Source organism: Streptomyces sp. 891-h (genome assembly GCF_022760275.1).
In the GTDB taxonomy this organism is placed as follows: domain Bacteria; phylum Actinomycetota; class Actinomycetes; order Streptomycetales; family Streptomycetaceae; genus Streptomyces; species Streptomyces spirodelae.
In genome coordinates, this window is the sequence record NZ_CP050693.1 from 4,609,303 (window position 1) to 4,621,788 (window position 12,486).

Genomic DNA, 12,486 nt, shown 5'->3' on the forward strand with positions numbered 1-12,486 from the left:
GAGCCGTTAGTGTGGGGCCGTCCGCGACGCACCGCCCCGCCAAGGGCGCTGCGTTCACCGCTCCGATACGCGTCTTCCGGGGGCTTGCAGCCAGACCGCGGCACTGCCGCGAGGCCCCGGCACCCCGGGGAGGGCCCCTACCTCGATGTCCGTGCACAGCCACATGGCGGCCCACTACGAGGCGGCCGCAGCAGGGTTGGCCACTGTGGAGCCGCCCGAGTTCCCCCGGCACGTCGTCACCGCCGTCATCGTCGCCCACGACGGCGCCCGCTGGCTGCCCGACGCGCTGAGCGGGCTGCTGGAACAGAGCCGCCCGGTGCAGAACATCGTCGCGGCGGACACCGGCAGCGCGGACAACTCGGCGCAGCTGCTGACCGAAGCGCTCGGCGCCGAGCGCGTCCTGCACATGGCGCGGCGCACCGGGTTCGGCACCGCCGTCGAGGAGGCAGCCCGCACGGCGCGCCGGCTCACCCCCGACGACCTGCCCTACCTCAAGCGGCCCAGCGGCTGGGACCCGGTCAACCGCGCCTGGCGCGACGACGCCTACGACATGCCGGAGCTGCCCTACGGCGAGCCCGTGCAGTGGCTGTGGCTGCTGCACGACGACTGCGCGCCCGAGCCCGACACCCTGGCGCAGCTGCTGCGCGTCGTGGACGCCGACCCGTCGGTCACCGTCACGGGACCCAAGCTGCGCAGCTGGTACGACCAGCGGCAGCTGCTGGAAGCGGGCGTGACCATCGCGCACAGCGGCCGCCGCTGGACGGGCATCGAACGCCGCGAACAGGACCAGGGCCAGCACGACCAGGTGCGCCCCGTGCTGTCCGTCTCGACCGCCGGCATGCTCATCCGCCGCGACGTCTTCGAACAGCTCGGCGGATTCGACCGCCGACTGCCCCTGATGCGCGACGACGTCGACCTGTGCTGGCGCGCCCAGGCAGCCGGGCACCGGGTACTGACCGCACCGGACGCCGTGATGCGGCACGCCGAGGCCGCCTCACGGGAGCGCCGTCCCGTCGACTGCGTCGGCCGCGCCAGCCGCGGCGGCGCCAGCCCGCACCGCGTCGACAAGGCGGGCGCCGTCTACACGCTGCTCGCCAACATGCCGGGCGCACTGCTGCCATGGGTGCTGCTGCGTCTCGTCGTCGGAACCCTGTTGCGCACTCTCGCCTACCTGGTCGGCAAGGTGCCCCGGCAGGCACTGGACGAGATCGCCGGACTCTCCGGCACCCTGCTGCGCGGCGGAAGCATCCTGACCGCACGCCGCAAACGGGGCAGGCCCGCCGTCCCGCACAAGGAACTGCGGTCACTCTTCCCGCCTCCCGGTGCCACCGTGCGGGCGACCCTGGAACAGGTCACCAGCAACTTCACCGGGCGCTCCGAGCCCGACTCCTCCGCCGGGGGCCGGCACGGCGCCGTCGAGTCGGGCCCCGGGGACGAGGACGCGGACTTCCTTGAGGTGGAACAGTTCGCGCGCCTCAAGCGGCTCGCCCAGAAGCCCGGTCCTGTCCTCTTCGCCGTCCTGCTGGTCGTTTCCCTGGTCGCCTGCCGGGCGCTGCTGGGCGGCGGGGCACTGGCGGGCGGCGCGCTGCTGCCCGTCCCCGACGGGGTCTCGGACCTGTGGGCACGTCATGCCGAAGGCTGGCACCCGGTCGGCACAGGAGGCACCGAGCCGGCGCCCCCCTATCTGGCCGTCCTCGCCACGTTCGCCACGCTGCTGTTCGGCAGTACAGGCCTGACGCTGACGCTGCTGCTGGTGTGCTCGGTACCGCTCGCCGGTGTCACCGCCTACTTCGCCTCCCGCCCCCTGGTCGACTCCCGTCTGGTGCGCGCCTGGGGGAGCGTCGCCTACGCCTTCCTGCCCGCCGCGACCGGTGCGCTCGCGCAGGGCCGTATCGGCACCGCCGTACTCGCCGTACTGCTGCCCCTGCTGGCACGTGCCGCGGTCGCCGCCAGTGGGCTGCGCGGCAAGGGCGGCTGGCGGGCGGCGTGGGCGTATGCGCTGCTGCTGACCGTCACCATGGCCTTCACCCCGGTGGTGTGGCCGCTGGCCGCCGTGCTCGCCCTTGCGGCGTTCGGGGTGCGCAGCGCGTACGGTGCCTCACTCGGTGCGCTCGCCGCCCGGCTGGCCGCTGCCCTGGTGACGCCGCTGGTACTGCTCGCGCCCTGGTCGCTGTCGCTGTTCACCTCCCCCGGGCGGTTCCTCGACGAGGCGGGTCTGGACTACGGCACGGGTGCGGCCTCCGCCCTCGACCTGCTGATGCTCTCGCCCGGTGGCCCCGGCACCCCGGACGCGCTCTTCCTCGTCGGCCTGGTGCCGGCCGGGCTCGCCGCACTGCTGCGCACCGAACGCGGGCTCGCCGTACGGGCCGCCTGGGTCGCCGCGCTGGCCGGACTGCTGGCCGCGGGTCTTTCCAACGGCTCGGCCTGGGCCGGTCCCGCCACGCTCGTCTACGGGCTCGCGCTGCTGTGCGCCGCCGCGGTCGGTGCCGAGGGCGCCAAGGAACGCGTAGCGGCCCAGAGCTTCGGCTGGCGCCAGCCGGTGGCCGCACTGATCGCCGTGGCCTGTGTGCTGGCACCGCTGGTCGCGGCGGTCGGCTGGATGGTGCGCGGAGCGGACGGCCCGCTCTCGCGCCGCGACCCGGTGCAGGTCCCCGCGTTCGTCGCGGAGGAGAGCACCACCAGCGACCAGGCCCGCACCCTGGTGCTCGATCAGCCCGAGGGCGCCTCGGGGGTCACCTACACGCTGGCGCGCGGCTCCGGCGCACGGCTGGGCGACGCCGAACTCGCGGCAGCCGACGGCGACGACACCCGCCTGGACAAGGTGGTCTCCAACCTCGTCGCGGGCTCCGGCGCCGACCAGACCAGCCAACTGGGCGGCTACGCCGTCCGGTACGTCCTGCTGCGCGACGGCGCCTCCCGCGAGGTGAGCCGCACCCTGGACGCCACGCCGGGACTGACCCGGCTCAGCCAGGAGGACGGCAGCGCTCTGTGGCGCGTCGACCGCCAGGTCTCCCGCCTGTCGATCGTCCCCGGCAAGCAGGAGAACGGTGCGGCGGGTGCCGTGACAGCGCCCGTTGCGGTTCCTTCCGGGCCCGTCGAGTCGCACGCGACGCTGCCGTCCGGGCCCTCCGGGCGGGTGCTGCGGCTCGCGGACCGCGCCGACAGCGGCTGGCAGGCCACGCTCGACGGCACCCCGCTCAAGAGCGTCACGGTGGACGGCTGGGCGCAGGGCTTCGAACTGCCCGCCAAGGGCGGCAAGCTGGAACTCGCCCACGAGACCCCGTTCACCCACACGGTGTGGGTGTGGACGCAGGGCTTCCTGCTGCTGTTCGTCCTGGTCCTCGCACTGCCCGGCCGCCGTCGCGAGGTGGACGACGACCTGCCGGACGAGCCGGCGGTGCCCGACCCGTCCGCGCTGGGTGACGGCCGCAGGGCGCGCAGGCTCCGCGCTGCCGCGGAGGCGGCCCAGGCTCCGTCGGCGCCTTCGCCCGAGGAGCCGCTCGCTCCGCAGGAGCCGCCTGTCCCACAGGGCCCGCCTGTTCCGCAGGGCCCGCCTGTTCCGCAGGGCCCGCCGCCCGTCCCCGAGCAGCCCGCCTACGACCCGTACGGCCAACAGCAGCAGCCCTACGTGCCGCAGCAGCCTCCGTACCCGGACCAGACGGACTACGGCCAGGGCGCCCCGTACGAGCAGCCCTCCTACGACGCCTACGGCGGGGCCTCCTACGGCCAGATCCCGCAACAGCAGCCGTACGAGCAGCAGTCCTACGAGCAGCAGCCGTATGAGCAACAGTCGTACCAGCAACAGCCGTACGAGCAGCAACAGCAGCCCTATGAGCAGCCGTACGCCGAACAGCCCGCGTACGACGCGTACCAGCAGCCCGCCTCCTACGACGACTGGCAGGCCCAGCAGTACGCGGCCCAGCAGCCCGCCGACCCGTACGGCTATCAGCAGGGCTACGAGGGGCCTGACACGCCCGGCTACGACAGCAGGTACGGCAACGGCAACGGGAGCGAGCAGCAGTGAACCGCACAGTCCTCAGCTTCGGAGCCGTCGCTGTGGCGCTCGCCGCGGTGACCGGCGTCGCCGCGCTGTCCGCACCGGACGAGGCGGCGCAGGGCGGCGAGAGCGCCAAGGCGGCCGCTCACAAGCCCGTGGAGCGCTCCACGCTGGTCTGCCCGCAGCCGAGCACCTCCGACGTCGCGGAGACCTCCTACGAGGCGTTCACGCCCAAGGGCGGCCCCGGCAAGAAGGGCAGCGCCGCCCTGTACCCCGCCGAAGCCGCCGAGACGGACACCCCGCAGAGCCCCGATGACGGCGAGGACGGGAAAAAGGACGGCGAGAAGAAGGGCGAGAAGGGCAAGCAGGACGAGGGAGAGGGCCAGGGCGCCGGGACGGCCGACAAGGGCAGCCGGAAACCGTTCCTCCCTCTCAGCAGCCCCGGCACGCCCGTGACCGCCGAGACGGACGACCCGAAGGCACCCGCGCTGACCGGCAGCGCGGACGGCCCCTTCGCACCCGGCTGGACCGTGCAGCAGACGACGAGCATCGGTGCCGGTGCCGGACGCGGTCTGCAGGGCACTTCCTGTACGGCGCCCGACACGTCGTTCTGGTTCCCCGGGGCCAGCACCGCCGAGGACCGGCAGGACTACGTACACCTCACCAACCCGGACAGCACCAGCGCCGTCGTCGACCTGGAGCTGTACGGCAAGGAGGGCAAGGAGAAGGGCGGCCAGGGCGCCGGTGAGGGTGTCACCGTTCCACCGCACTCCAGCGTCCCCGTGCTGCTGTCCACCCTGACCGCCGAACCGGTCACCAATGTGACGCTCCACGTCACCGCGCGGTCCGGCCGGGTCGGTGCACAAGTGCAGTCCTCGGACCGCAAGTTGGGTGGCGACTGGCTGGCCCCCGCCGCCGACCCGAGCCCCCGGGTGGTGCTGCCCGGCATTCCCGAGGACGCGGCCTCCGTCCGGCTGTCCGTCTTCGCGCCCGGGGACAAGGACGCCGACCTCAAGGTGAAGCTCGCGGGCCGGTCCGGAACGATCAGCCCGGCCGGCCACGAGACGCTCCATGTGAAGGCCGGAATGGTCACCACCGTCGACCTGAAGGAGCTCACCAAGGGCGAGGCCGGGTCACTGGTGCTCTCGCCCGCCGAGGACGGCGAGGAGGCTCCCGGCGTGGTGGCGGCGGCGCGGGTGCTGCGCGGCAAGGGCGGCAAACAGGAGACGGCGTTCGTCCCCGCGACCGTGCCGGTGAACAAGCGCGCTACCGCCGCGGGCAACACCGCGACCGGCTCCACCCTGGCTCTGACCGCGCCCGAGGCCGCGGCACGGGTGAAGGTGACCGCCTCGCCGACCAGCGGCGGCGGCAGCCCCAAGAGCACCACTGTCACGGTCAAGGCGCACACCACCAAGGCGTTCACCCCGCCCCGGCCCGACGGTGGCAAGGGCGCCTACGCGGTGACGGTGGAGCGCCTCTCCGGCGGTCCGCTGTACGCCTCCCGCACCCTGGAGCGCGAGCAGTCCGGACTGCCGGCCTTCACCGTGCAGACCCTCCCCGACGACCGCAGCACGGTCGCGGTCCCCGAGTCCGACCAGGACCTGTCGGTACTGAACGTCGACAAGTGAGCCCCCGCCCCGCCCCGCCCCGCCCCGCGCCGCGCCGGGGGCGGGGCGGGGCCAGGGCCCTCGGTACTGCCCTGCCCTCAGTCCTGCCCGTACCGCGGGTCGACCGACTCGGGCGCCAGTCCCAGCAGTTCGGCCACCTGCTCGACCACGACCTCGTGCACCAGGAGCGCCCGTTCGTCCCTGGTCCTGCTGCGGATCTCCACCGGGCGCCGGAAGACGATCACCCGGTCCGGGCGCTCGCCGCTGCCTTCGGTGACCCGCCCCAGCGGCACGGCTTCGTCACCCTCGCGCACCTCGCCGTTGTCCGACCGGGGCACCTCCTGGACCGCGAATTCGACCCCGGCCAGCTGCGGCCAGTGCCTCTCCAGACGGGTCACCGAGTCGCGCACCAGATCGTCGAACGCCTCCGCCCTGCTGATGGCGAGCGGCACTTGGGGAGGTGCGATGGGGCCGCGCATGCCACGGCCGTGGCGGTCTCGGCGGCGCGGCCGTGGGTCGACCCGGCGCGGCGGTACGGGGCTGTCCATCACCTCCGAGCCTAGCCCGCCGCAGGCCGCACGCGGGGCACGACGGGCGGGTGCGGAGCATCTCCCGCATATCAACGCATGAAGGCCCTTCGCCCTTTCTGCCGCTTTGATCGCTCTTTTCGGCGGAACGGAGCATGGTAAATGACCGAAATCAGGTGAATGGCGCGCGGTTCGTGTTGCGACAGTGCTCATCGGCCGCCGGTCAGGGGGCGCCCATACGGTGACCGCGCACGCCTTTCAGCAGATCAGGCGTTTCCGGCGAAGGCGGACGACACGGCAGGGTGACGTCATGGAGAGTCGTCGCAGCCCGCTCAAGAGTGCGGTACGGTCCATCGTCGTGAGCCCTGTACGTCGCTGTTCGCGCACCGCTTGCGGTCGTCCCGCCGTCGCGACGCTGACGTACGTCTACGCGGACTCCACAGCCGTCCTGGGCCCCCTCGCCACCTACGCCGAGCCGCACTGCTACGACCTGTGCGCCGAGCACTCCGAGCGGCTCACGGCACCCCGCGGCTGGGAGGTGGTCAGGCTCGCCGTCGACACGGCGGCAGCGCGGCCCAGCAGCGACGACCTGGAAGCCCTCGCCAACGCCGTACGCGAGGCGGCCCGCACACCGCGCGCCGAGCAGCAGGAGCCGCCCCCCAAGGACCGGCTCAGCGGCCCCGACGGGCGGGACGCCGATCCGATGGAGGTGGCCCGGCGCGGCCATCTGAGGGTCCTGCGCTCCCCGGAGCCGTAGCACACCGCGCTGCCGCACGGCGGCCCTCACCCGCCCGGGTAGATTTGGGACCGTTGCCGACCGACGACCCAGGAGAGGCTGGCCGTGGCAGATCTGTCTCAGATCGTGAAGGCGTACGACGTGCGCGGTGTGGTGCCGGACCAGTGGGACGAGACGACAGCCGAGTTGTTCGGTGCCGCCTTCGTCCGTACCACCCGGGCCTCGGCCATCGTCGTCGGGCACGACATGCGGCCCTCTTCGCCCGGTCTCGTCCGGGCATTCGGACGGGGCGCGGCCGGCCAGGGCGCCGACGTCACCGAGATCGGCCTGTGCTCGACCGACGAGCTCTACTTCGCCAGCGGCAAACTCGGCCTGCCCGGCGCGATGTTCACCGCCAGCCACAACCCCGCCCAGTACAACGGCATCAAGATGTGCCGCGCCGGTGCGACACCGGTGGGCGAGGAGACCGGGCTGGCCGACATCCGCTCACTGGTCGAGCGGTGGCTGGACCAGGGCGGCGCCCCGGCGGCGGACAAGCCCCAAGGCACCGTCACCCAGCGGGACATGCTGGAGGACTACGCCGCACATCTGCACTCCCTGGTCGACCTCTCGGACATCCGCAGGCTCAAGGTCGTGGTCGACGCGGGCAACGGGATGGGCGGACTGACCGTCCCGTTCGTGCTGGCGGGACTCCCCGTCGAACTGCACGAGATGTACTTCGAACTGGACGGCACGTTCCCCAACCACGAGGCCAACCCGCTCGATCCGAAGAACCTGGTCGACCTCCAGCAGCGGGTGCGCGAGGTCGGTGCCGACATCGGTCTGGCCTTCGACGGCGACGCCGACCGCTGCTTCGTCGTGGACGAGAACGGCGACCCGGTCTCCCCGTCCGCGATCACTGCCCTGGTCGCCTCCCGCGAGCTGGCCAAGGAGCCGGGCTCCACGGTGATCCACAACCTGATCACCTCCTGGTCGGTTCCAGAGGTCATCAGGGAGAGCGGCGGCCTGCCCGTGCGCACCAGGGTCGGCCACTCCTTCATCAAGCAGGAGATGGCCAGAACCGGCGCGATCTTCGGCGGCGAACACTCGGCGCACTACTACTTCCGCGACTTCTGGAACGCCGACACCGGCATGCTGGCCGCGCTGCACGTGCTGGCCGCGCTCGGCGGACAGGACGGTCCGCTCTCCCAGCTCGTCGCCCGCTACGACCGCTACGCCTCCTCCGGGGAGATCAACAGCACCGTCGAGGACCAGTTCAACCGCACGGCAGCCGTCAAGGCGGCCTTCGCAGGGCGCGAGGGCATCACGCTGGACGAGCTGGACGGCCTCACCGTCACCGGCGTCAACTGGTGGTTCAACCTGCGCCCCTCCAACACCGAACCGCTGCTGAGGCTGAACGTGGAGGCACGGGACACCGCCACCGTCGAGCGCATCCGCGACGAGGTGCTGGCCATCGTCCGGGCGGAGGGCGAGACGACCTCGGCGCTGTGAGCGCACCCCGCACGCACGCGTACGGCCGGCCGTCCACGGCGGTACCCTGACCGCACAAGTCAGCACACAGCTGTACAGCCGGCACACAGTTGCCGCGTGTCGCACCAGGAGGAACACATGCCGCTCGAAGCCGGACTCCTTGAGATCCTCGCCTGTCCGGCGTGCCACGCGCCGCTGCGCGAGGAGGGCGACGAGCTGCTGTGCACCGGGGGCGCCGAGTGCGGCCTGGTCTACCCGGTGCGGGACGGCATCCCGGTGCTCCTGGTGGACGAGGCACGCCGGCCCGACTGAGCCGGCACAGCTCCGCTGCCGGCGCTCCTGTCGGGACACCGCCGGGGCACGCGCCCCGGGTGCGGCAGCCGTACGCGCAGCAGCCGCCGCGCAGCAGCCCTGCGCGCAGCACCGGAAGCCGAATCGGAGGCCCACGGAAGATGCTCGACGAGACACTCCTCGACGCCCCCGAGGCTCTGGCCCGGGCCGACGTCCGGGGCCTGCTGCGCGGAGCCGCACACGCCGGAGCACGTGTCCGCACGGCGCTGCGCCAGGCCACCGAGGCCGGTCTGGACAAGCTCCAGCCGGAAGGCCGCCCCCGCGCCCTCCTGATCGCGGGGCCGGGCCCCGCCACCGCGTGCGTCGCCGACCTGCTCGGCGCCCTGACCAACGGCGCCGTACCCGTCACCAGGCTGGGCCCCTCCGGCGCCCACGCGGCCACCGGCGCGCTGCGCTGGCCGCTGCCCGGCTGGGCCGGCCCGCTCGACCTGCTGCTGCTGATCACCCCGGACGGCACCGAACCCGGCCTCACCGCGCTGGTGGAGCAGGCGTACCGCCGCGGCTGCACCGTCGTCGCCGTCACCCCGCAGGGTGCGCCGGTGGCCGAAGCTCTCGGTGAGACCCGCGGCCTCGCGGTGCCCCTGGCGCCGGGCCCGTACGACGTCTTCGCCTCGCCGGATGCGCCCGGGCACCCGTTCGACGCGGAGACGGCCGACCCGGCGCCCGACGGGAACGGGAACGGCGGTCACGACGGCCGCAACGGTCATGACAGCCACAACGGTCATGACGGCCGCAACGACGGACCCGCGCCGGACGGCGCGGACAGCGACCAGCAGCAGCGGCAGGCCCCCGCGACACCGGCCGGGCAGCCCCTCGGCGCCCCCGGCCCGTTCTGGGCGCTGCTCACCCCGCTGCTCCTGCTGTCCGACCGGCTCGGCCTCACCCAGACCGGCCCCTCGGCGCTCTCCGCACTCGCCGACCGGCTGGACGAGATCGCCGAACGCTGCGGCCCCGCCATCCCCACCTACAGCAACCCCGGAAAGACCCTCGCCGTCGAACTGGCGGGCGCGGTGCCGCTGCTGTGGAGCGAGGGCGGCATCGCGGGCGCCGCGGCCCGCCACTGGTCGGCCGTTCTTGCCGCGCTGAGCGGGCGCCCCGCCCTCGCGGCCGAGCTGCCCGAGGCCATGACCGCGCACGGCGCCCTGCTGACCGGGCCGTTCGCGCCGGGCTCCGACCCGGACGACTTCTTCCGCGACCGCGTGGAGGAACCGGAGACGACCCGCGCCCGCGTCGTCCTGCTGCGCGAGGGGCCACCCGGCGGCGAGTCCGCAACCGTGGCCGCCCGCGACCTGGCCTACGCGCACGAGGCGGCACTCAGCGAGCTGGAGCCGGCCGAGGGCAGCAGCGCCCTGGAGGCGGCAGCCGAGCTGATCGCCACCGCCGATTTCTCCGCCGTTTACCTCGCGCTCGCCGACAGCGACTCCCCTTGGGCCTGACCGCGGCGCCCCGCGCACGACCCCTCTGAGCACGACAGGACAGCACACCTCATGGACCGTCTGGAGAACACCGTCAGGCCGTACGCCTGGGGGTCCACCACCGCCCTTCCCGAACTGCTCGGCGAGAAGCCCACCGGGCGGCCGCAGGCCGAGCTGTGGATGGGCGCCCACCCCGGAGCGCCGTCCCGTATCGACAGGGGCACAGGACCGCTCCCGCTGTCCGAGGTGATCGCCGCCGACCCGGAGCGCGAACTGGGCGTCCCGACAGTGCGCACCTTCGGACCCCGCCTGCCGTTCCTGCTGAAGCTGCTCGCGGCCGCGTCCCCGCTCTCCCTCCAGGTCCACCCCGACAGCACACAGGCGGCACAGGGCTACGCCGACGAGGAGGCGCGCGGTATCCCGCTGGACGCCCCCCACCGCAACTACAAGGACGACAGCCACAAACCCGAACTCGTCTGCGCACTCACCCCCTTCGAGGGGCTGTGCGGCTTCCGCCACCCGCAGGAGGCGGCGGCCCTGCTGGAGGGGCTCGGCGTGAACGGCCTCAAGCCGTACGCGGACATCCTGCGCGCCCGACCCGAGACCGAGGCGTTGCGCGAGGTCCTCACGGCGCTCCTGACGGCCGACAAGGACGCGATGGCCGCCACGGTCGCGGAGGCCGCCGAAGCCGCCTCCCAGAGCCCCGAGTACGCCGTCTACGCGGGCCTCGCGCAGCACTACCCGGGCGACCCGGGCGTGCTGGCCGCGATGCTCCTCAACCACGTCGTGCTGCGCCCGGGCGAGGCGCTGTACCTCGCCGCGGGCGTCCCGCACGCCTACCTCGGCGGCCTCGGCGTGGAGATCATGGCCAGCTCGGACAACGTCCTGCGGTGCGGCCTGACGCCCAAGCATGTCGACGTGCCCGAACTGCTGTGCATCGTCCGCTTCGAGCCGACCGAACCCGGCGTACTGCGCCCCGAGGCGGACGAGGCGAGCGGCGAGGAGGTCTACGAGACACCCGTGGGCGAGTTCCGGCTCTCCCGCTTCGTCCTGGTGCCCGGCGCCGCACCGCACAGCCTGGCCGCACCCGCCGCGCAGATCCTGCTGTGCACCGCAGGAGCCGTCGTACTGCACGAGGGGGACGACCGCGGCGAGGCCGGTGCCAAGGGGGACGCACAGGACATCACCCTTGCCCCAGGGCAGTCCGTATACGTTCCGGCAGGGCAGCAAGTGCAGATCTCGGGTGACGGTACGCTCTTCCGCGCCACCGTGGCCGTCTGACCGGACGACCACACAGCAGCAGGAAGGATTCCGGACTTGTGAGTGCATCAGGCGGAACAAAGGCGATCGTCGCCGCGCTGGGCGCCAACCTGGCCATCGCCGTCGCCAAGTTCGTCGCGGCGGGCTTCAGCGGATCGGCCTCGATGCTGGCGGAAGGCGTCCACTCGGTCGCCGACTCCGGAAACCAGGCGCTCCTGCTGCTGGGCGGGAAGAAGGCGAAGAAGGAAGCCAGCGAGGAACACCCCTTCGGCTACGGCCGCGAGCGCTACATCTACGGGTTCCTGGTCTCCATCGTCCTGTTCACCGTCGGTGGCGTCTTCGCGCTCTACGAGGGCTACGAGAAGATCGCTCACCCGCACGAAGTCGAGCACTGGTACTGGCCGGTCGGCGTCCTCGTCTTCGCGATAGTCGCCGAGACGTTCTCCTTCCGCACCGCCATCCAGGAGTCCAACGAGGTCCGCGGCAAGCTCAGCTGGAGCCAGTTCGTCCGTCGCGCCAAGGCGCCGGAGCTGCCCGTCGTCCTGCTGGAGGACCTCGGCGCGCTGGTCGGCCTCGTGCTCGCCCTCGGTGGTGTGGGGCTCGCGCTGCTGACCGGCAACGGCGTCTGGGACGGCGTGGGCACCATGTGCATCGGTGCGCTGCTCGTCGTCATCGCGCTGGTGCTGGCCGTGGAGACCAAGTCGCTGCTGCTGGGCGAGTCCGCCGACCCGGCGGAACGGGACAAGATCAGCGCCGCGCTCGTCGACGGCGAGACGGTCACCCGCGTCATCCACATGCGCACGCTCCACCTCGGCCCTGAGGAGCTCCTGGTGGCCGCCAAGATCGCAGTGCAGCACGACGACACGGCCGTGCAGATCGCCCGCGCCATCGACGCCGCCGAACAGCGCGTCCGCGAGGCCGTGCCGATCGCCCGCGTCATCTACCTGGAGCCGGACATCTACCGTGCGCAGGGCAGCGAGGGCGAATCGGCCCCGGAGACGGCGGGCCGGACCCGGTGACGCCGCGCTCGCGGTGACGTGGAGTTTGTGACGCCGCGCTCGCGCTGAGACCGCGACAACAGCAACACGGAACGAGGGCCCGCCCCAGCAGCTCGGGGCGGGCC

The 12,486-nt window shown here is 72.9% G+C and carries 9 protein-coding genes; 8 read left to right on the top strand and 1 reads right to left on the bottom strand.

Annotated elements, in window-relative coordinates:
* The first annotated feature begins 145 nt into the window (after positions 1-145).
* Both HC362_RS20265 and HC362_RS20270 read left to right on the top strand, forming a co-directional pair.
* Positions 146-4,024: a glycosyltransferase family 2 protein gene (locus HC362_RS20265; RefSeq protein WP_243085447.1), complete on the top strand. Its 3,879-nt coding sequence runs from the start codon at positions 146-148 to the stop codon at positions 4,022-4,024.
* Positions 4,021-5,625 (top strand): DUF5719 family protein, encoded by a 1,605-nt coding sequence (locus tag HC362_RS20270; RefSeq protein WP_243085448.1) that lies wholly within the window; start codon positions 4,021-4,023, stop codon positions 5,623-5,625. Before HC362_RS20265 ends, HC362_RS20270 begins: the two co-directional genes overlap by 4 nt.
* A 77-nt stretch (positions 5,626-5,702) precedes the next feature.
* Here the strand turns inward: HC362_RS20270 and HC362_RS20275 are convergent, their stop codons facing one another.
* On the bottom strand, positions 5,703-6,083 hold the full coding sequence (locus HC362_RS20275) for a metallopeptidase family protein (RefSeq protein WP_347568458.1): 381 nt from the start codon (positions 6,081-6,083) through the stop codon (positions 5,703-5,705).
* 358 nt (positions 6,084-6,441) lie between these two features.
* On the opposite strand from HC362_RS20275, the gene HC362_RS20280 reads away from it, so the two are divergent.
* The 6 genes from HC362_RS20280 (at position 6,442) to HC362_RS20305 (ending at position 12,382) form a co-directional block, all read left to right on the top strand.
* A complete protein-coding gene (locus HC362_RS20280) occupies positions 6,442-6,888 on the top strand; it encodes a DUF3499 domain-containing protein (protein ID WP_209268159.1) in 447 nt (148 codons plus the stop codon).
* 84 nt (positions 6,889-6,972) lie between these two features.
* Complete coding sequence (locus HC362_RS20285) at positions 6,973-8,358, top strand: phosphomannomutase/phosphoglucomutase (RefSeq protein ID WP_243085450.1); 1,386 nt, start codon at positions 6,973-6,975, stop codon at positions 8,356-8,358.
* Positions 8,359-8,475: 117 nt separating this feature from the next.
* Positions 8,476-8,649, top strand: coding sequence for a Trm112 family protein (locus tag HC362_RS20290; RefSeq protein ID WP_209268180.1), 174 nt, complete (start codon positions 8,476-8,478; stop codon positions 8,647-8,649).
* A gap of 140 nt (positions 8,650-8,789) precedes the next feature.
* Positions 8,790-10,124 (top strand): SIS domain-containing protein, encoded by a 1,335-nt coding sequence (locus HC362_RS20295; RefSeq protein ID WP_243085451.1) that lies wholly within the window; start codon positions 8,790-8,792, stop codon positions 10,122-10,124.
* Positions 10,125-10,175: 51 nt separating this feature from the next.
* The gene (gene manA, locus HC362_RS20300) at positions 10,176-11,384 is read left to right on the top strand and encodes a mannose-6-phosphate isomerase, class I (RefSeq protein WP_243085452.1); all 1,209 of its coding nucleotides are present in this window, start codon (positions 10,176-10,178) and stop codon (positions 11,382-11,384) included.
* 38 nt (positions 11,385-11,422) lie between these two features.
* On the top strand, positions 11,423-12,382 hold the full coding sequence (locus HC362_RS20305; RefSeq protein ID WP_243085453.1) for a cation diffusion facilitator family transporter: 960 nt from the start codon (positions 11,423-11,425) through the stop codon (positions 12,380-12,382).
* Positions 12,383-12,486: the final 104 nt, after the last annotated feature.

What these genes read in the sequence shown, in the direction of transcription:
- HC362_RS20295 (WP_243085451.1), top strand. Translation starts at nt 8,790, where the DNA reads ATGCTCGACGAGACACTCCTCGACGCCCCCGAGGCTCTGGCCCGGGCC.
- HC362_RS20265 (WP_243085447.1), top strand. Translation starts at nt 146, where the DNA reads ATGTCCGTGCACAGCCACATGGCGGCCCACTACGAGGCGGCCGCAGCA.
- HC362_RS20275 (WP_347568458.1), bottom strand. Translation starts at nt 6,083, where the DNA reads ATGCGCGGCCCCATCGCACCTCCCCAAGTGCCGCTCGCCATCAGCAGG.
- manA (WP_243085452.1), top strand. Translation starts at nt 10,176, where the DNA reads ATGGACCGTCTGGAGAACACCGTCAGGCCGTACGCCTGGGGGTCCACC.
- HC362_RS20280 (WP_209268159.1), top strand. Translation starts at nt 6,442, where the DNA reads ATGGAGAGTCGTCGCAGCCCGCTCAAGAGTGCGGTACGGTCCATCGTC.
- HC362_RS20290 (WP_209268180.1), top strand. Translation starts at nt 8,476, where the DNA reads ATGCCGCTCGAAGCCGGACTCCTTGAGATCCTCGCCTGTCCGGCGTGC.